Raw genomic sequence first — 18863 nt, 5'->3', positions numbered from 1 at the left:
CCGCAACGGCACCTTCTACGAACCCCGCACCGCCAAGAACGTCGAACTCGCCGCATGAACCCGACATGGACGAATCATCACAAGACAGGCAGCTCGGGGTTGACGAAAGACATAGGGGCACCCCCCGCTCCCGACCTTGCAGACGGCCACCCCCACCCCCACGGCGCGCCCGGCCGCCGCAAGACCGGAGCCGAACACTGGGGCGCGTTCAAGGAGTCGCCGTTCTTCGCGGCGACCGTGCTGATGTTCATCCTCGCGGCGGCGGCCGGCCTCTTCGCCGGTTCGTACACGTACGCCATGGCCGACCCGACCCCGCGGCACATCCCGACGGCGGTCGTCGGCATCGAGAAGGGCGCGCACAGCCGCGAGGCGCTCTTCATCGAGGGCATGGAGAAGGCGCTCGACACCTCCCTAGAACTCCACGACTACGGCTTGTACGCGAAGGCGCGCCAGGCCGTCGAGGAGCAGCGGGTCTTCGCGGTGCTGCGGGTGCGTGAGGGCGGCGGCGTCGCGATGGACCTGTCGGGGGCGGCGGGCGCGTCGGTCGCGCAGCTGCTGGCCGAAGCCGCGCCCAAGGTGGGCGAGCAGGTGGGCGTGCCGGTCACGATCAAGGACGTGAAGCCGCTCCAGAAGGGCGATCCGCGCGGGCTGGCGCTGTTCTACATCTCGCTGGCCGCCGTGATCATCGGCTTCGTGGGGGCGATCCAGCTGAGCGTGCACGCGCGCGGCCTGAACCCGGCGGAGCGGATCGCCTTCACGGCCGGTTACGCGCTGCTCGGCGGCTTCACCATCGCGGCGGTGGCGGACTGGCTGCTGGGCGCGCTGGATCTGCCGTTCACCGAGTCCTGGAGCATCCTGGCGCTGACGCTGTTCACGTCCGGCATGGTCTTCACGATGTTCAACACCCTGATGGGGCGCTGGGCGATGATCCCGACGTGGGGCCTGATGGTGCTGCTCGGCAACCCGTCGTCGGGCGGCGCGGTCTCCTGGCCGCTGCTCCCGTCCGTGCTCGGGCACATCGGCCGCTGGCTGCCGCCGGGGGCCTCGATCAACGCCCAGCACACGGCGGTCTACTTCGGCGGGCACCAGACCGCCGCACCGTTCCTGGTGCTGGCCGGCTGGGCGCTCGTATCGTGCGCGGTCTTCTGGATCTGGCGGCACCGGCACCCGGGCGGCCGGGAGAAGGAGCCGGCGCACGCGTAGCGGCCCGCGCCGGGCGAGCAGCCGGACACCCGATCAGCCCGGCCCCGCGATCAACCCGGACAGACGAAAGAAGCCCCACTCCCGAAGGAGGGGGCTTCTCTCGTGCGGTGGCTGGGGCCGGGGTCGAACCGGCGACCTACCGCTTTTCAGGCGGTCGCTCGTACCAACTGAGCTACCCAGCCGCAGCGGTCCTGACGGGATTTGAACCCGCGGCCTCCACCTTGACAGGGTGGCGAGCACTCCAAGCTGCTCCACAGGACCTTGCAATGTGCGAGCACAAGTCTCGCACACGTTTCTTGCGTACCCCCAACGGGATTCGAACCCGTGCTACCGCCTTGAAAGGGCGGCGTCCTGGGCCACTAGACGATGAGGGCTGATGGCCCGCCGGTGGCGTTGTCTCGACGCCGTCGGGGACGTGAGAAGCATATGGGATGGAAGGAGGGTTCGCCAAAACGGTTGACCCGACCCCCTGGCCGGCTCCCCGATCAGGGCTGCGATCAGGGCTGCGGTCAGGACTGCGGGGACGTACTCCCAGAGCTCCCGGCGCTCCCCGGGCTGTCCGAAGGCGACGCCCCCGGCCGGTTCTCCTTGGGCAGATGGCGGCTGACCTCGGCCGTGGAGAGCCCGAGCCCGCCCAGCGTGATCTCGTCCCAGGCCTGGATCCGCCGGGTGTCCCGGTCCAGATAGAGGATCGAGGCCTGCACCGGCGCGGGACCGGCGCCCTCGACCGCGCGCAGCCCGCCGCCGCCCGTGGAGCCCTCCGTCATCAACCGGGTGCCGTGTTCGAGCACCTCCGCCTTCTGCACGTGGGTGTGGCCGGTCAGCGCGAGCGGCACCGTGCCGTCCGTCTCGCGGGCCGCCACCGGGTTGTGCGCGATGGCGATGTCCACCGGCGTACCCGCCGCCCGCTGCGCCTTGATCGCCGCGGCGAGTTCGCGGCCCGCGACGCGCTCGGCCGGGTCGCCGGACGCCTCGATGGACCGGTCCGGGGTGAACTGGGGGTCGCCGACGCCCGCGATGCGCAGCCCGGCGACGTTCACCGCTTTGCCGTCGTCCAGCACCCGGACGCCCTTGCGCTTGGCCATCGACTCCTGGGTGTCGATGGAGTCGTGGTTGCCCCGCACCCAGACGTAGGGCGCCCCGAGCGAGGGGATGGCCTCGGTGAAGCCGTTCTCCGGCGCGGTGCCGTGGTCCATGGTGTCGCCGGTGTCGACGATCACGTCGATCTCGTACTGCTTCACGAGCGACTGGATGATCTTCCAGGCGGCCGGGTTCAGATGGATGTCGGAGACGTGCAGCACCCGCGTGGTGGTCGGGTCGGGCTCGTACGTGGGCAGCGTCGAGGTCGCGTCGTAGAGCTTGGTCACATTGGTGACCAGCCGGGCCAGCTCCCGCTGGTAGACATCGAAGTCGCTGACGATGCTGCGGGCGTTGCCGACGACGCTCGGCGCGCTGCTCAGCAGCCCGGAGAACTTCGGCTCCAGCACGGACTTCGGGTTCCAGGTCGCGTACGCGCTCGCGCCGGACGCGGCGAGCAGCGCCAGCGCCAGGCCGCCGGCCGCGAGCGCCCGTCGCGGGCGGCGGTAGACGGCCAGGCCCAGCGCGGTCGCCCCGGACACCACGGCGACGCAGGACCGGACCGCGAGGTCCAGGGTGCCGCCGGCCACATCGTGCACGACCTCGTCCTGCAGGCCGCTGATCCGCTCCGGGGTGCTTCACCAGCGCCTGGGCCCGTATCGGGTCGAGCCGGTCGACGTCGACGTCGAGCCGGATCGGCGCGTGATGGCTGTTCAGCTCCAGCGCGCCGAGCGGCGAGACATTGACCTTCGTGCCGCCGGAGAAGGACGGCCGCAGCGTCATCCGGGTGTCCATCGGCCCGACGGGCGCGCGGACGCTGCCGACGATCAGCAGCCCGAGCCAGGCGCCGAGCAGCACGACCGCGACCAGGCCGGCCGCACGGGCGTACGGGTGGGGGGTGTGGGTGAGCGCGGAGGTCGGCGCGGAGTCGGCCGCGTGGACGAACGCGCGGTAGCGGCGCAGTGCGCCGGCGGCCGGCGCGCTGATGGAACGGGATGGTTCGCGGGCCATTGCTGCGGTATGCCCGCGCGGCGGTCCGGCTAAGCGGTGGGCGAGCCGGTCGGCTGTACGGCCGCGCCCCTCCCGGCGGGCCCTCCCAGGCCCTCCCGGAGGGGGCTCCCGGTCCCTTCCCGGCGCGGGCGGCGCTCTTGGCCGACAATGGGCGGGTGCTGGAGATGACGCGCGAGGAGTTCGAGGAACTGGTGGCCGAGGCGTTGGACCGGATTCCGCCGGAGTTGACGCGGCTGATGGACAACGTCGCGGTGTTCGTGGAGGACGAGCCGGGGCCGGAGGACCCCCAACTGCTCGGGTTGTACGAGGGGACGCCGCTGACCGACCGGGGGGAGTGGTACGCCGGGGTGCTGCCGGACCGGATCACGATCTACCGAGGTCCCACCCTGCGCATGTGCGAGGACCGCGAGGAGGTCGTCGCCGAGACCGAGGTGACGGTCGTTCACGAGATCGCGCACCACTTCGGGATCGACGACGAACGGCTGCACGCCCTGGGCTACGGATGACCCGGCGGGGCGGCGGGCCGGACGGCGGGCCGGACACCGGCAACGGGCGGGCGGCGAGCGGGCAGCCGGCCGACGGGCCGGTGCCGGCCGACGGACCAGTGCCGCACGGCGGGCACGGCGCGCCGGTCCCCGGCAACCCGCCCGTGCCGGACGGCAGCCGCCCCCTGCCCGACGCCGGCCTGGTGATCGACCCGGACGTCGACCTGCACATCGGCGCCCAGCGCGCGGAGACCGCGGGACGCGGCCTGTGGCGGGTGCTCGCCGTGATCGCGGCGGGCGGCGCGCTGGGGGCGTCCGCGCGCTACGGCGTCTCGCTGGCCTGGCCGGTGCGGGGCGGCGCGTTCCCGTGGGGCACCTTCGGCGTCAATGTGGCCGGCTGCGCGCTGATCGGGGTGCTGATGGTGCTGGTCAGCGAGCGGGGCTCGGCGCATCCGCTGGTCCGGCCGTTCCTGGGCACCGGCGTGCTGGGCGGCTTCACCACCTTCTCGACGTACGCCGTGGACATCTCGAAGCTGCTGGCGCGCGAGGAGGCGGGCGGCGCGCTGACCGCCGTGGCGTACCTGGCGGGCACGCTGGTCGTCGCGCTCGGCGCGGTGTGGGCGGCGGCGGCGCTGACCCGGGCCGCCGTGAGCCGCCGCCAGGGCGGGGCCGGGGCGGCGGCCGGGCGAGCACGGGAGGGGGTCGGGTGAGCTGGCTGCTGGTGGTCGCGGGGGCCGCGGCCGGGGCTCCGCTGCGCTACCTGACGGACCGTGCGGTGCAGGCCCGGCACGACTCGGTGTTCCCGTGGGGAACGTTCGTCGTCAACACGGCGGGCAGCCTCGTGCTGGGGACGCTGACCGGGGCGGTGACGGTCGGCGCGGCCTCCTCGCAGCTGCAACTGCTGCTCGGAACCGGGCTGTGCGGAGCGCTGACGACCTATTCGACCTTCTCGTACGAGACGCTGCGGCTCGCCGAGCGCGGCTGGAAGTTCCTGGCCGCGGCGAACGTCGTCGCCTCGCTGCTGGTCGGGCTCGGCTCGGTGTTCCTGGGCGCGACGCTGGCCGAGGGCTTGCTGCGCTGAGGCGCCGGCGCGCTGCGGATCTGCTGCGCTGCGGATCTGCCGCGCCGAGGGCCGTTCCGCGCCGGGCGATCGGGCGTGACGGGAATCACGAACGGACAGCCGGAGATCCGGCTGCGCGGCGCGTGCCGGGCGTGTCCTGCGCCGCCTGTGCGGAGTTGGGCAGGGAGCCAGTCCCCAGCGCCCCGGAGGTGCCCGTCCGTGCGCCCGTTTCCCGCTCGAACCCCTGTCCGTGTGGCCGCAGCTTTCGCGGTCGCCGCCGTGCTGAGCGGCTGTATGAGTGTGAGTGACCCCGGGACGCCGAAGCCGTCCGGCGCGGCGAAGCACCGGGGCGGCACGGCCGAGCCGGGCGGCGGCGGTCCCGGGAAGGGCGGCGCGGACACCACGGCCGGCACCGGCACGGGCGCGCCCGGGAAGGTGCGGACGAACGGCAAAGCGCCGCACGAGAAGAAGACGGGCGGCTCGAAGTCGTCGTCGGCGTCCTCGTCCGACGCGAAGCCGGGCAGGCAGGCGGGGCGTCCGAACCGCCCCGAACCGCCGCGAGCGACGGCCACGCGCTCCCGGCCGCCCGAGCGCCCGACCTCGCGTCCCACACCGCCCCGCCCGAGCAGCCCGAGCCCGCGGCCCAGCACGCCGGAGCCGCCCTCCCCGTCGCCCCCCGGCCCGTCGGAGTCGCCGCGGGAGCCGGTCGCCTCGGCGCAGGCGGGGCCGGGGAACTGAGCGGGACCGAAGGCGCGGGGCCGGTGGGCATTCCGGGGGCCGGGAGAGCCTCGAGTCCGCTCCTGGGAGGGGCTTCGAGGGGTGTCGCGGAGGTGCCTCAGGGAGGAGATTTGCCAGTACGGGGAGTGTGTGAGTAAGGTAGTAGATCGTTTGATCCCATTTGCCCGGCGCCGATCCGAAGAGCGCCGCGTGGCGCGTTCCTACCTTGCCGTGGCAGACCGCATAGAGGCGGTCGTTTGCGAACTACACGGAGTTTGGGCGCGTGCCGAAACTCCGAGAGGTTTCGCATTTCGCATGTCCATTTCTACAACTGACAACACAGTCATGCCCGAGAACGAAGACGCCAACGAGACGGCCGCAGCCGTCGCCGCCGGCGTCTCGCTCGCCGAAGTAACCGAGACCGTCGCGGTCGTCGAGGCCACTGACGTCGTCGAGGTCACCGACATCGCCGATGTCGTGAAGCCCGCCGACATCACCGACGCCCCCGTCGTCGCCGAGATCGTCGTCGTCCCCGAGATCGTCGAGCCGGTCAAGATCGTTGAGAAGGTCAAGATCGCCGACATCATCGAGAACGCCAAGGCCGCCGACGCCGCGGAGGCCAAGGCCGCAGAGGTCGTAGAGACCCCCGCCGCCGTCAAGGCCCCCGCCGTCGAGACCCCCGTCGCTGACGACGCCGACGACGCCGACGACGCCGACGACATCGCCGCTGACGCCGAAGCTGACGACGCCGACGACGACCTCGACGAGGACGGCAACCCGAAGCTCACCTTCACCCAGCTCGGTCTGCCCGACTCCGTCGTCCGCAAGATGGCCCAGAACGGCGTCACCTCGCCGTTCCCGATCCAGGCCGCGACCATCCCGGACGCCCTGGCCGGCAAGGACATCCTCGGCCGCGGACGTACCGGCTCCGGTAAGACGCTCTCCTTCGGCCTGCCGCTGCTGACGCAGCTGAGCGGCGGTCACACCGAGAAGAAGCGCCCCCGCGGCCTGATCCTCACCCCGACCCGCGAGCTCGCGATGCAGGTCGCCGACGCGCTTCAGCCGTACGGCGATGTGCTCGGTCTCAAGATGAAGGTCGTCTGCGGCGGCACCTCGATGTCGAACCAGATGTACGCGCTGGAGCGCGGCGTCGACATCCTGGTCGCCACCCCGGGCCGACTGCGCGACATCATCAACCGCGGCGCCGCGTACCTCGACAAGGTCGAGATCGCGGTCCTCGATGAGGCCGACCAGATGTCCGACATGGGCTTCCTGCCCGAGGTCACCGAGATCCTCGACCTGGTGCCGGCGGGCGGCCAGCGGATGCTGTTCTCCGCCACCATGGAGAACGAGATCGGCACCCTGGTCAAGCGCTACCTGCAGAACCCGGTCACGCACGAGGTCGACGCGGCCCAGGGCGCGGTCACGACCATGACCCACCACGTCCTCGTCGTGAAGCCGAAGGACAAGGCGCCGGTCACGGCCGCCATCGCCGCCCGCAAGGGCCGCACGATCATCTTCGTGCGCACCCAGATGGGCGCCGACCGCATCGCGGAGCAGCTCGTCGACTCCGGCGTGCAGGCCGACGCGCTGCACGGCGGTATGACGCAGGGCGCCCGTACCCGGGTGCTGGAGGACTTCAAGGGCAGCCGGGTCAACGTCCTGGTCGCCACCGACGTCGCCGCGCGCGGTATCCACGTGGACGGCATCGACCTGGTCCTGAACGTGGACCCGGCCGGCGACCACAAGGACTACCTGCACCGCTCGGGCCGTACCGCCCGTGCCGGCAAGAGCGGCGTGGTCGTCTCACTGGCCCTGCCGCACCAGCGCAAGACCATCTTCCGGCTGATGGAGGACGCGGGCGTCGACGCCTCGCGCCACATCATCGGCGGAGCCGGCGCGTTCGACGAGGACGTGGCCGCCATCACCGGCGCCCGCTCGCTCACCGACGTGCAGGCCGAGTCGGCCTCCAACTCGGCCAAGCAGGCCGAGCGCGAGCTGAAGGACCTGAACAAGCAGCTGGAGCAGCTCCAGCGTCGGGCGACCGAGCTGCGCGAGGAGGCGAACCGCCTCACCGGGCGCTCCGCCCGTGAGCGTGGCGAGGACCCGGACGAGGCGATCGCCGAGAAGGCCGCCGCCGACGCGGCCGAGCTCGCCGCCGAAGCCGCCGCGGTGCCCGCACAGGCCGCTCCTGAGCGTCGTGACGACCGTGGCAACTTCAACCGCGACGACCGCTCCTCGGGTGGTGGCCGCTCCTTCAACCGTGACGACCGCTCCTCCGGTGGCCGTCCGTCCTCGGGTGGTGGCGGCTTCCGTCGCGACGACCGCTCCTCCTCGGGCGGTGGCCGTTCGTTCAACCGCGACGACCGCCCCTCGTCCGGTGGCGGCCGTTCCTTCAACCGCGACGACCGTCCGTCCTCGGGTGGTGGCCGCTCGTTCAACCGCGACGACCGTCCGTCCTCCGGCGGCAGCCGTCCGTCGTTCAACCGTGACGACCGCCCCTCCTCGGGTGCCGGCCGTCCGGCCGGCCGCAGCGACCGTCCGGCCTCCTCCGGCGGCTTCCGCTCCGGCGGCGACCGTCCGGCCTCCGGTGGCTACCGCTCCGGCGGCGGCGACCGCCCGGTCAACCGCGACCGTCGTGACGACCGTCCCTCGACCGGTGGTGCCTCCCGCGCAGGCGCCGACCGTCCGGCCGGCCGCCGCGACGACCGCAGCACCGGCACCGGCACGAGCACCGGCTCCTTCGGCCGTCGTGACGACAAGCCGCGCTGGAACCGCTGATCCAGTGATCCGGCGTGAGGGCGGCCCGGCGGCCCGGCCGCCTGACCGCCGTACCGCTCGGCATTGAGCCGCTCGGCATTGAGCAGGGCCCGTACGACACCTCGTGTCGTACGGGCCCTGCTGCGTTCCAGGGCTGCGTTCCGCCTGTGGTGCGGAGTTCCGTCGCGGGGCGCGTACGGGCGCGTACGGCCCCGTACGCGCCCCGGCGAACCCTCCCGTAACGTCCGGTTCCTGACGGACGATCGACCCCGAAGGGCCGTCTCGGGGGATATCGGCTCGGGGCCGGGCGGGTGACCCGGCTATGCTGCGGGGGCGGGTCATTAGCTCAATCGGCAGAGCAGTGGACTTTTAATCCATTGGTTCAGGGTTCGAGCCCCTGATGACCCACCGTGACGGACGGGGAGGCGGCGCCGGTCTTCCGGCACCGCCTCCGATCGGGGCACGCGCCGTGCGCGACACCCCCGCGGGGCCGTTGTCCCCGGCGCGCGGTACCGACCCCTGAGGCGTGGGGCGTACGCCCGGCTTGTTCCGGGGACGAGGCGCGCCTCCCCCGGATGGCCCGTCCCGGATGGCGCGGACGAGCACGCGGGACTTGGCTGGACGCAGCGTGTCCAATCGATCGCTAAGTGTCATCGCCTCTCGCGTGCGGCACTCTTCCCTCGTTCAGTGGAGTCGCCATGTCCCCCGAGCCAGCTCTTCGTGTCACCGGCGAGGCTGACCTGCCTATGTCCGGTCCCGGCCCAGTCGTCCCGCTCGCGGTATCGGAGGCGGCGTCCGTCCGCACCCTGCTGTGGACCGCGGCAACCAACCGTCCCCTGGGGGAAGTCGCCGCCCTCGTGGACCTGCTCAAGCGCACCGGGGATTTCCCCAACCCCGGTGACGAGGCGCTGCGGGTGGCGGCCGTCGTCCGTCCCGTGAGTGAAGTCAAGCAACTGATCGCCCTGCTCAACGAGCATCCGCACGCGCCCGAATCGGGCGACGAGGCGCTGCGCGCGGCGGCTGTCGGCAGGTCGGTCGAAGAAGTCGTGCAGCTGATGGGCCTGCTGGGCCGGCCGGACGACGACAGCCCGCCGGCCGGACTCCGGGACGGCCAGACGGACTCCAGCGGCTTCAGCCGCGCCGACGCCGACCTCGTCGGCGCCGACCACCTCGCCGCCGGAGCCGACGCCGCTTCCCAGGGGCGGGTACCCCCGATGGCCGCCCCCCGCGGAACAGCCGACCGGGGGGCGGTCGCGCGTGCGCGTCCGACGTACGAGCCCGACGCCCCGGCGGACTGGCAGCACGGCCACGTGCAGGCCCCGGCCCAGTCGCTGGCGGGCGTGGCCTTCGCGGAGCGCGTCTTCGCCCGGGCGGCCCCCACCCGCGTCGACGACCGGGCCGACGACCGGGCCGAGGAGCGGGCCGAGGAGCGGACCGAGCCGCAGCGGGCCGTCGGCCACCCGGCCGAACAGCCCGAACACGCCGTGGGCGAGCCGCTGTGGTCCGGCCTGCGCTGGCCCGCGGCGGCGGCACTGGCCGTCACCGGCCTGAGCCACCTGCCGGTGAGCCTGCCGCACGTCGGCGCCGGCCGGCCGGCCGACGTGGTCTCCCTGGCGATCACCGGCCTCTGCCTGCTGCTGGCCTTCCGGCTGGCGGCACGGGACACGGCCCTGCTCTGGGCCGCGAGCGCCGCCACGGCCATCGGGGTCATGGGCCTGCACGCCATGTCCCGGGTCGGCCTCATCGACCCGCTGCGCAGCGTCCTGGGCGAGGTCGTCAGCTGGCCGGGGCTGGTGGGGGTGGCGTTCGCCGTCGTCAGCGCCCTGTGCGCGGGCACGGTCCTGCTCTACCGCGAGGAGGAGCAGGAGCGGGTGGGCGTGACGGTGAGAGGCATGTAGGGCGGCGGGTTGTAGGGCGGCGGCTGTCTGCGGGCCGCCGTACGGGGTGGCCGGGGCGCGGCGGAATCCGCGCTCCGGCCCGGTCCCGGCCCGGTCCCGCACCCGTGCCGCGGCGTCGGCGGTGAAGGGCGCTCCGGCGGGAGGCTAGACTGCTCCCGAGGGCCATAGCTCATTGGCAGAGCGGCGGGTAGTCACCCGTTGGTTCAGGGTTCGATTCCCTGATGACCCACCCACGGGCCGTCTGGTCTCGCCGCCGGCGGCCTGTGTGTACGCGCCCCATTCGGATTCGTCCGGATGGGGCGCGTCTGTTCGCGCGGTGATCCACCTAACACGCTGTTGCGAAGATCCTGTGCTAGAGTGACTGCGTTGCAGTTTTGGTACCCATGAACTTTATGTGCGCCTAACGGTAGTGTTTCCGTAGGCGCACTTTGTTTTTAGCCGGGATGTTTCCGGTGTGGGGCCCAATCGCTCAGAAGTTTGAGCGCAGCAGCGAACCGAGGCCCGTAAAGTGCGGGTTTCGATACCTGCCCCCATAAGGAGACAGACATATGGCTACTGGCACCGTAAAGTGGTTCAACGCCGAAAAGGGTTTCGGCTTCATTGAGCAGGACGGCGGCGGCGCTGACGTCTTCGCTCACTACTCGAACATCGCCACCTCGGGCTTCCGCGAGCTCCAGGAAGGCCAGAAGGTCTCCTTCGACGTCACGCAGGGCCAGAAGGGCCCGCAGGCCGAGAACATCGTTCCCGCCTGACGTTTAGAGCACCTGGCAGGGGCCCGCACCGCAGGGTGCGGGCCCCTGTTGCTGCCTTCGAAGCGACGGGCGCAAGGCCTCGCGTTTCCAGGGTCCGGATGCATTCGCTGCACCGGTATCACCGTTCCACCTTTTGTACCGCCGTCGGTTCGCCGGCAGGCCATCCGAAGCGCGCCGTGGATTTCTCGCCCCGCTTCGGCCCCGCTTCATCCCGGCTCGTTCTTGTGACCTCTTCGCGACCTTGCGTCGCCAGGTCTTCCTCGAAGCGTGCCACCCCTTTGAGGAAGGACCTCGCGTATGACTCGCGCTGCCCGTACCCCCCGTACCCCCACTTCTGGTTCCGCCGGTTCCGGCTATGCCAACAACCGCCCGTTCGGCAGCCGCGCCGGCTCGTCGAGCGGCTCCGGCAGCTCCGGCGGAGGCCGCCCGTCCGGCGGTCGCTCCGGCGGCGGCAATGGCGGCGGCGGCAATGGCGGCGGTGGCGGTGGCCGCCCCCGCACCCAGTCGTCCTCCGCTCCGCGCCGCCAGGCGACCGCGGCTCCGGCCGCAGAGTTCGCGATGCCGGTCAGCAGCACCCCGGCGCTCCCGCCGGTGGAGGCCTTCGCCGACCTGAACATGCCCGCCGGGCTGCTGGCGACGCTGACCCGCGAGGGTCTGACGGAGCCGTTCCCGATCCAGGCCGCGACGCTGCCCAACGCGATCTTCGGCCGTGACGTCCTCGGCCGCGGCCGTACCGGCTCCGGCAAGACGCTGGCCTTCGGCCTCGCGCTGCTGGCCCGTACCGCCGGCAAGCGCGCCGAGTCGAAGCGCCCGCTGGCGCTGGTGCTCGTCCCGACCCGTGAGCTGGCCCAGCAGGTCACCGACGCCCTCACCCCGTACGCCACCGCGGTCAACCTGCGGATGACCACGGTCGTGGGCGGCATGTCGATCTCCCGGCAGGCCAACCAGCTGCAGCGCGGCTCCGAGGTCGTGGTGGCCACTCCCGGCCGCCTCGCCGACCTCATCAACCGCGGTGACGCCAAGCTCGACCACGTCTCCATCACGGTGCTCGACGAGGCCGACCAGATGGCCGACATGGGCTTCCTGCCGCAGGTCACCAAGTTGCTGGACCAGGTCGTCCAGGGCGGGCAGTGCATGCTGTTCTCCGCGACGCTGGACCGCAACGTGGACCGCCTCGTCAAGCGCTTCCTGAACGACCCGGTCACCCACTCGGTGGACCCGTCGGCCAACGCGGTCAGCACGATGGAGCACCACGTGCTGCACGTCACGGACGCCGACAAGCGCGACGCCACGACGCACATCGCCGCCCGTGAGGGTCGCGTGATCATGTTCGTCGACACCAAGCGCGGCGCCGACCGTCTCGCCAAGCACCTGCTGGCCAGCGGCGTGCGGGCGTCCGCGCTGCACGGCGGCAAGAGCCAGCCGCAGCGCAACCGCACGCTCGACCAGTTCAAGAGCGGGCACGTCACCGCGCTCATCGCGACGAACGTCGCGGCGCGCGGCATCCACATCGACAACCTCGACCTCGTCGTGAACGTCGACCCGCCGACCGACCACAAGGACTACCTGCACCGCGGCGGCCGTACCGCTCGTGCCGGCGAGTCCGGCAGCGTCGTCACCCTCGTGATGCCCAACCAGCGTCGCGAGATGGCCCGCATGATGACCATCGCGGGCATCAGCCCGAACACCGCGCAGGTGCGCTCCGGCGACGAGGAACTGACCCGGATCACCGGCGCGCGTACGCCGAGCGGCGTCCCGATCATCATCGCGGCTCCGGCCGAGCCCGTTCGCCCCCGTGGCGCGGGTCCCGGTGCGGGCACCGGCCGTGCCCGTCGCAGCCGTCCGCGTGGCGCCGCCGGTACCGGCGCCCCGTCCGCGGGCCGTACCGGGGGCGCCTCCAGCGGTCGTGGCGGCAACTCGTCCGGCCGCGGTGGCAACCCGTCGGGCCGCAGCGCCAACGGCGGCTCCGGCGGTCGTCGGGCCTCGGCTGCCTGATCCGATCGCGGGTGGCTCGCTGCTGATCAGGTCCGGTTCTGACCGGGTCCGGTAGGGCGGCGGGTCGCTGGAGCGGCCGGACAGCGGAAGAGAGCAGCACAGCGGAACAGCATGGGAAGACCCCAGGTCGCCTTCGGGCGGGCTGGGGTCTTTCGCTGTGCCGGGGGGGCCGGAGGCCTGCGCCGGGGGCGGGATTCACCCGCATGGCACAAGCCGACTGGCCGCGCCCACCGCATACCGGCCAGCCTGAGAAGCAGTGCGGCGCCGGCAGCCGCGGAATCGACCGCGACCGCGGGCGGAGGGGTCAGGAGACTCAGGTGGGGAAGCGAGGAGGGGCGCACCGGGAGCGCGGCGGCGCACGGTCGGTCCTGCGCGCCGACGGTCCGCCGCGCTGGGTCGCCCACTGGCTGCCCGCCCTGCTCATCATCGGCGGCACGGTCTTCGACGTGGCGACGCCGATGAACTACACGGCCTCGCCCTTCTTCTCGGCCGCCCCGCTGGTGGCCGCCCCGCTGTGCTCGCTGCGCGCCACCCTGACGACCGGCGTCGCGGCGGTCGTCGCCACCTTCCTGCTGCTCTTCGCCCGCGGTCTCACCGACCACACCGAGTCGCTGACCGAGCTGGCCACCGTGGTGACGGTGGCCGGGCTGGCCATCGTCATCAACCGGCTGGTCCGGCGCAGCGGCCGGCGGCTGGAGTCGGTCCGTACGATCGCCGAGGCCGCGCAGCGGGCCGTACTGCCGACGCCCCCGGCCCGTATCAGCGGGCTGGCCGTGGCGGCGCGCTATGAGGCGGCGCAGGTGGACGCCAGGATCGGCGGCGACCTCTACGCGGTGCAGGCCACCCCGTTCGGCGTACGGCTGATCGTGGGCGACGTACGGGGCAAGGGCCTGGAGGCCGTGGAGGCGGTGGCGATCGTCATCGGGGCGTTCCGGGAGGCGGCGGAGCAGGAGCCGGACCTGGAGGCGCTCGCGGGGCGGCTGGAGCGCGCGCTGCGCCGGGAGGGCGGGCGGCGGGAGGGGCTGGACCAGTTCGAGGGCTTCACCACCGCCGTACTGGCCGAGATCCCGAACGGTGCGGAGGGGCCGGGCGTCTTGCGGGTGCTCAACCGGGGCCATCCGGCGCCGCTGCTGCTGCTCGCGGACGGCTCGGTGCGGGGCGCGGAGCCGTCCGCGCACGCCCTCCCGCTGGGCATGGCGGACCTGGGCGTCTGGCCGGACCGGGCGGACGAGCTGGAGTTCCCCGAGGGGGCCACACTGCTGCTCTTCACCGACGGGGTCACCGAGGCGCGGGACGGCGGGGGCGTCTTCTACGACCCGCTGGAGCGGCTGCGCGGGCGGACCTTCCCGGGGCCGGACGAGCTGCTGGACGGGGTGGTGGCCGATGTGGCGCTGCACACGGGCGGCGCGTCGACGGATGACATGGCGCTGCTCGCGCTGCGGAGGCCGGGGCGGCGCCGCGTGTGGACCGGTTGGGAACCGGGTGCGGAGCGGGTACGAGCTGTGCCGTCGGGGCCGGGGACGAGCTCCGTTCCGGCCGCGTGAATTCGCGCCTACGTTCCGTAACCGGCGGACGCGCCTCCGTATAACGACTGACACACGATCAGCGTCGAGCGGTTTCCCTCATGAGGTCAACTCGCCCCTATCCGCTACCTCATGCCCCACTTGGTCCTTGTCAAAGGCGGGACAGTTTCCGGTGAAGGCTTGGACTCCCGCCTCCCTGTCTATTAACGTTCGATAACGCAGCGCGGTCGTAACAGCCGCCACTAGAGACGGCACCGCGCGCAGTCGCCGAATCCCGCACCACAGCAGTACCGCACCGCCCAGGGAACCGGGGAACCAATCTTTGGGGTGAATCGGGTCGAACCTGACCCGTAGGAGACCTTCCTACTCCGAACCCGTCAGCTAACCCGGTAGGCGAGAAGGAAGGAAAGGAGAGCGCCCTCGTGGCGTCCAACAAGCCTGCCCCCGAGGCTACGTACAACCCGTTCGGCCCCTACGGCTCCCCCGCGGAGCCCGGCCTCGGGTACGGCGATCAGCCCCTGGGCGAGTGGAATCCCACCGAAGAGTCCATCGCCCCGGTGCGTGGCAGGCACCGCGTCGCCAAGCAGCGCGGTGGCGGTATGGCGCGCAGCGGCGCCGTTCTCGGCGTCGGCGTGATCGCGGCGGTCGGCGCGGGCGGCATGGCCACCGCGAAGGACAAGCCGCGGGTACCGATCTCCATGCCTGACCTCTCGACCGTCGCCGACAGCCTCCCGGACGCGAAGTCGCTGCCGGGCATCGGCGACTTGATATCCGACGGCTCCGACACGGACGTGAGCGCCGCCGAGCTGGCGACAGCCGCGGCGCCGCTCACCCAGGCCGGGCTCACCGACGCCGAGGCCGACAAGGGCGCGGACGCCGGCGAGGCCCTGCGCGCCCGCATCCTCCAGCAGGCCGACCAGCAGCAGGCCGCGGCGGACCAGGCGTCGCTCGACGCCTCCTCGCGCAGCGCCGCCGAGCAGGCCGCGGGCCAGGCGTCGAAGACGAAGTCGGACGCCGAGGCCAAGGCGAAGGCCGAGAAGGCCGAGGCCAAGCGCAAGGCGGAAGCCGCCGCGGAGAAGAAGGCCGAGGCCGAGCGCCGCGCCCAACTGGCCAAGAGCTTCGTCCTGCCGGTCGCCTCCTACACGTTGACGTCGAGCTTCGGCCAGGCTGGCGACCTGTGGTCCGCGAACCACACCGGCCAGGACTTCGCCGCCCCGACGGGCACCCCCGCCAAGGCGCTGCACAGCGGCACCATCAAGTCGGCCGGGTGGGCCGGCTCGTACGGCTACCGCATCGTGCTGCAACTGGATGACGGCACCGAGCTCTGGTACTGCCATCTCTCATCGATGGTGAAGACGTCGGGCCAGGTGAACACGGGCGACGTGATCGCCCGGGTCGGCGCGACCGGCAACGTCACCGGCCCGCACCTGCACCTTGAGGTACGGCCGGGCGGCAGCCCGATCGACCCGATGGGCTGGCTGCGGGAGCGCGGGCTTCAGCCGTAGGGCGGGCTTCGCGGTCGTGGGGCGGGCTTCGCGGTCGTAGGGCGGGCTTCAGCCGTAGGGCGCGAGCGCGGGGGGCGCGGGCCGGGATCTGCGCGCCCCCCGCTTCCACGCCTCGCGCCCCTCCCGCCACGCCCCTCCCACCGCGCTACGCCCAACTCCGTTGGTCACCATATGGAATAAAAGCCACGAACCGCGCGTTGGAAAAACCCATGACTGACACGACGAAAGAGATCGGCAACACGAAAAAGATCGGCAACCTCGACGTATTCCCGTTCACGCTCGGAGGCAATGTCTTCGGCTGGACGGCTGATGAGGCGCAGTCCTTTGACGTCCTCGACGCCTTCACCGCAGGCGGCGGCAATTTCATAGACACCGCAGACGTCTACTCGGCCTGGGTGCAGGGCAACTCCGGCGGTGAGTCCGAGACCGTCATCGGCAACTGGCTGGCGTCCCGCGGCAACCGGGCCGGCGTCGTCGTCGCGACGAAGGCGGGCGCGCACCCCGACTACAAGGGGCTGGCCGCCCCGACCGTCAAGTCGGCCGCCGAGGAGTCGCTGCGCCGCCTGCAGACCGACTACATCGACCTGTACTACACGCACTATGACGACCCGTCGGTCCCCGTCGAGGAGATCATCACGGCGCTGGACGACCTGGTGAAGTCGGGCAAGGTCCGCGAGATCGCCGCCTCCAACATCACCCCGGAGCGCCTCGAAGCCTCCCTCGCCTTCTCCGAGCGCGAGGGCCTCGCCAAGTACGTCGCCGTCCAGCCGCACTACAGCCTGGTCTCGCGCGACTCCTACGAGGGCGACCTCGCGGACGTCGCCGCCCGCCACGGCCTGGCCGCCATCCCGTACTACGGCCTCGCGTCCGGCTTCCTCACCGGCAAGTACCGTCCGGGCGCCTCCGTGGACAGCGCCCGCGCCGAGGGCGCCGCGAAGCACCTCGACACCGACCGCGGCCAGAAGGTCCTCGCGGCCCTGGACGAGATCTCCACCGCGCGCGGCGCCCAGGTCGCGACGGTCGCCCTGGCCTGGCTCGCGGCCCAGCCGACAGTCGTAGCCCCGATGGCGAGCGCCCGCACAGTCGAACAACTCCCGGCGCTGCTGGCCGTACCGGCGCTGAAGCTGACGGACGTGGAAGTGGCGACTCTTACGACGGCTTCCGCCTGAGGCCGGGGGCGGGGACCGGGGGGACTGGCCCCCGGCCCCCGGAGCGCGCGAGGCTCGCTCACCCCGCAACACGGAATGAGGCTGCCCGCCCCAACCGTGAGGCCGCCCCCAGCCCCAACCCATCAGACCGCGGCCGACTCCCGCCGGTCGACCGCGACCCACGACACGAGCGCGACCCCGCCCGCCACCGCGAACACCGCCGGCCAAGCGCCGAGCCGCTTCGCCAACGGATGCGACCCGGCGAAGCCGGCCACGTACAGCCCAGTGAGCGCGGCAGCGGTCCCGGCCCCCGCCTGCCGATTCCAAGCACGCGCGGCCACGACCCCGGCAGCCCCCAACGCAACCGCCCCGAGCGGCCGCTTCTTGGTCCACCGAGCCGCGCCGTACCCACCGATGAGCCCGCCCGCAGCCACTACGCCTGCCGGTATCCCAGCCATCTCTCATACCTCCACCTATGCCTGTACCGGCACGTTTGGGACAACTCCAGCCGACCCTACGCCCGAGACGCCGTGGCTCTGCACGGACTGGTGTGGAGTGCCCGACAACTTCAAGGCGGCGAATACTCCACACCTTGGTCACGCTCACGTCCCAAAACGGCTCAGATCCGAGTGCCGGACCGTTTCGCCTGGGCAGCCCGCCCGTGTGCCCACACCGATCTCGTACGACCGAACCGCCGTCGACCGCCTCGGCGCCCACCAACGTGGCCTGGCCACCCGCAGTCAGCTCATCGCCGCGGGTATGCCATCGGCCACCATCGCCAAGCGGACCCGAGCCGGCGGCCCCTGGCGACGACTGCTGCCGCACGTGATCCTGCTCAACTCCGGGGCCCCGGACCCGTACCAACTCCTGCTGGCCGCAGTCCTTTACGCGGCGGACCAGACGTATCCCGCGCGCTTGCTCTCGGGTGACACGGCCCTGCTCACCGGTACCGCCGCACTACGACTGAGGGCCCGCGCCGCAACGTTCGCCCGGGGCGGGGCCGGAGCCGGGTTGCCGGACCCCGCCGAACTCGTCCGGGTCCTCGTGCCGGGGGCCCGGCGGCTGACCGACACCGGGTACGTCCGCATCATGCGTACGAGGCGCTGGCCCGCTGCCCTGCGCGTCGAGGGCATCCCTTGCACCCGCGCTTCGCGCGCGGCTGCCGACGCCGCCGCACGCTGGGAGGGCGACCCGGACGCGCTGCGCGCGCTGCTCACCTCGACCGTCCAACGCGGTATCTGTCAGCCCGACGCTCTCCTCGCGGAACTGGCCGCAGCACAGCTCGGCTCCAACCCCACGGTGGCCACCGCCGCGGAGGATCTGGCGTCGGGTGTCGCTTCGGTCGCCGAGGCCCACGCCCGCGACCTCATCCGCCGCTCCGACCTCCCCGACCCGCTGTGGAACCCCGAGCTGCGCACCCCCACCGGCCGGTTCATCGCGCGGCCCGACGCGTACTGGCCGGATGCGGGCGTGGTGCTGGAGGTGGACTCCCTGGCTCACCACTTCCTCCGCGACGCTTGGCAACACACCCAGGAGCGTCGCCTGCGCATGGAGGGACACGGCCTGCGCGTCGTCACCGTCACACCAACCACCATCCGCCGCGACCCGGACCAACTCCTGCACACCCTCAAGACCGCCCTGGCCAGCGGCCTGCGCGCGGGTGCGCCGGCCGGGGTGAGGGTGCACGTCAGGTAGGACGGGGCAGCGGCTGGCGGGGGACTGCGGACGG

The 18863-nt window shown here is 72.3% G+C and carries 14 protein-coding genes, 5 tRNA genes, 1 pseudogene and 1 riboswitch; of the genes and pseudogenes, 15 read left to right on the top strand and 5 right to left on the bottom strand.

Annotated elements, in window-relative coordinates; all coding sequences use genetic code 11:
* Positions 1-99 precede the first annotated feature (99 nt).
* Positions 100-1203, top strand: a complete 1104-nt coding sequence (locus QMK28_RS18045) for an ABC transporter permease (protein WP_326439105.1) — start codon at positions 100-102, stop codon at positions 1201-1203.
* Positions 1204-1311: 108 nt separating this feature from the next.
* Here QMK28_RS18045 and QMK28_RS18040 read toward each other — a convergent pair.
* From QMK28_RS18040 to QMK28_RS18025, 4 genes and pseudogenes are all read right to left on the bottom strand, one after another.
* Positions 1312-1385 (bottom strand) — tRNA-Phe (locus QMK28_RS18040).
* Between the two features lie 4 nt (positions 1386-1389).
* Positions 1390-1464, bottom strand: a tRNA-Asp gene (locus tag QMK28_RS18035).
* Between the two features lie 40 nt (positions 1465-1504).
* A tRNA-Glu gene (locus tag QMK28_RS18030) sits at positions 1505-1577 on the bottom strand.
* Positions 1578-1712: 135 nt separating this feature from the next.
* Positions 1713-3291: pseudogene (locus QMK28_RS18025) on the bottom strand (metallophosphoesterase family protein).
* A 155-nt stretch (positions 3292-3446) separates the two neighbouring features.
* On the opposite strand from QMK28_RS18025, the gene QMK28_RS18020 reads away from it, so the two are divergent.
* From QMK28_RS18020 to QMK28_RS17960, 13 genes are all read left to right on the top strand, one after another.
* The gene (locus QMK28_RS18020) at positions 3447-3797 is read left to right on the top strand and encodes a metallopeptidase family protein (RefSeq protein ID WP_326439103.1); all 351 of its coding nucleotides are present in this window, start codon (positions 3447-3449) and stop codon (positions 3795-3797) included.
* A 203-nt stretch (positions 3798-4000) separates the two neighbouring features.
* The gene (locus QMK28_RS18015; RefSeq protein WP_326439117.1) at positions 4001-4486 is read left to right on the top strand and encodes a fluoride efflux transporter FluC; all 486 of its coding nucleotides are present in this window, start codon (positions 4001-4003) and stop codon (positions 4484-4486) included.
* A complete protein-coding gene (gene crcB, locus QMK28_RS18010; protein WP_326439101.1) occupies positions 4483-4857 on the top strand; it encodes a fluoride efflux transporter CrcB in 375 nt (124 codons plus the stop codon). Before QMK28_RS18015 ends, crcB begins: the two co-directional genes overlap by 4 nt.
* A gap of 231 nt (positions 4858-5088) precedes the next feature.
* Positions 5089-5574, top strand: coding sequence for a hypothetical protein (locus QMK28_RS18005; RefSeq protein WP_326439099.1), 486 nt, complete (start codon positions 5089-5091; stop codon positions 5572-5574).
* A 561-nt stretch (positions 5575-6135) separates the two neighbouring features.
* Positions 6136-8334: a DEAD/DEAH box helicase gene (locus QMK28_RS18000; protein ID WP_443050758.1), complete on the top strand. Its 2199-nt coding sequence runs from the start codon at positions 6136-6138 to the stop codon at positions 8332-8334.
* Positions 8335-8648: 314 nt separating this feature from the next.
* Positions 8649-8721: transfer RNA gene (locus QMK28_RS17995), tRNA-Lys, on the top strand.
* A 290-nt stretch (positions 8722-9011) separates the two neighbouring features.
* Positions 9012-10211 carry a hypothetical protein gene (locus QMK28_RS17990; protein ID WP_326439096.1) on the top strand — a complete coding sequence of 400 codons (1200 nt, stop codon included), beginning with the start codon at positions 9012-9014 and terminating at the stop codon, positions 10209-10211.
* 159 nt (positions 10212-10370) lie between these two features.
* Positions 10371-10440: transfer RNA gene (locus QMK28_RS17985), tRNA-OTHER, on the top strand.
* A gap of 319 nt (positions 10441-10759) precedes the next feature.
* The gene (locus tag QMK28_RS17980; protein WP_053661143.1) at positions 10760-10963 is read left to right on the top strand and encodes a cold-shock protein; all 204 of its coding nucleotides are present in this window, start codon (positions 10760-10762) and stop codon (positions 10961-10963) included.
* 297 nt (positions 10964-11260) lie between these two features.
* A complete protein-coding gene (locus tag QMK28_RS17975; protein WP_326439094.1) occupies positions 11261-12958 on the top strand; it encodes a DEAD/DEAH box helicase in 1698 nt (565 codons plus the stop codon).
* A gap of 317 nt (positions 12959-13275) precedes the next feature.
* On the top strand, positions 13276-14502 hold the full coding sequence (locus QMK28_RS17970) for a PP2C family protein-serine/threonine phosphatase (RefSeq protein WP_443050757.1): 1227 nt from the start codon (positions 13276-13278) through the stop codon (positions 14500-14502).
* Between the two features lie 234 nt (positions 14503-14736).
* Positions 14737-14892: riboswitch (cyclic di-AMP (ydaO/yuaA leader) on the top strand.
* An 11-nt stretch (positions 14893-14903) separates the two neighbouring features.
* Entirely contained in the window at positions 14904-15986 is a 1083-nt protein-coding gene (locus tag QMK28_RS17965) for a M23 family metallopeptidase (RefSeq protein WP_326439092.1), read from the top strand.
* A gap of 209 nt (positions 15987-16195) precedes the next feature.
* Positions 16196-17155: an aldo/keto reductase gene (locus tag QMK28_RS17960; protein ID WP_326439090.1), complete on the top strand. Its 960-nt coding sequence runs from the start codon at positions 16196-16198 to the stop codon at positions 17153-17155.
* A 122-nt stretch (positions 17156-17277) separates the two neighbouring features.
* Here QMK28_RS17960 and QMK28_RS17955 read toward each other — a convergent pair whose 3' ends face one another.
* On the bottom strand, positions 17278-17592 hold the full coding sequence (locus tag QMK28_RS17955; RefSeq protein WP_326439088.1) for a hypothetical protein: 315 nt from the start codon (positions 17590-17592) through the stop codon (positions 17278-17280).
* Between the two features lie 205 nt (positions 17593-17797).
* On the opposite strand from QMK28_RS17955, the gene QMK28_RS17950 reads away from it, so the two are divergent.
* Complete coding sequence (locus QMK28_RS17950; RefSeq protein WP_326439086.1) at positions 17798-18829, top strand: hypothetical protein; 1032 nt, start codon at positions 17798-17800, stop codon at positions 18827-18829.
* The last annotated feature ends 34 nt before the right edge of the window (positions 18830-18863 follow it).

The sequence above is a fragment of the Streptomyces sp. H27-D2 genome, assembly GCF_035828615.1.
In the GTDB taxonomy this organism is placed as follows: domain Bacteria; phylum Actinomycetota; class Actinomycetes; order Streptomycetales; family Streptomycetaceae; genus Streptomyces.
The sequence above is the reverse complement of the archived record's forward strand: the minus strand, read 5'-3'. Positions and strand labels throughout refer to the sequence as shown.

What these genes read in the sequence shown, in the direction of transcription:
- QMK28_RS17990 (WP_326439096.1), top strand. Translation starts at nt 9,012, where the DNA reads ATGTCCCCCGAGCCAGCTCTTCGTGTCACCGGCGAGGCTGACCTGCCT.
- QMK28_RS17980 (WP_053661143.1), top strand. Translation starts at nt 10,760, where the DNA reads ATGGCTACTGGCACCGTAAAGTGGTTCAACGCCGAAAAGGGTTTCGGC.
- QMK28_RS17975 (WP_326439094.1), top strand. Translation starts at nt 11,261, where the DNA reads ATGACTCGCGCTGCCCGTACCCCCCGTACCCCCACTTCTGGTTCCGCC.
- QMK28_RS17960 (WP_326439090.1), top strand. Translation starts at nt 16,196, where the DNA reads ATGACTGACACGACGAAAGAGATCGGCAACACGAAAAAGATCGGCAAC.
- QMK28_RS17955 (WP_326439088.1), bottom strand. Translation starts at nt 17,592, where the DNA reads ATGGCTGGGATACCGGCAGGCGTAGTGGCTGCGGGCGGGCTCATCGGT.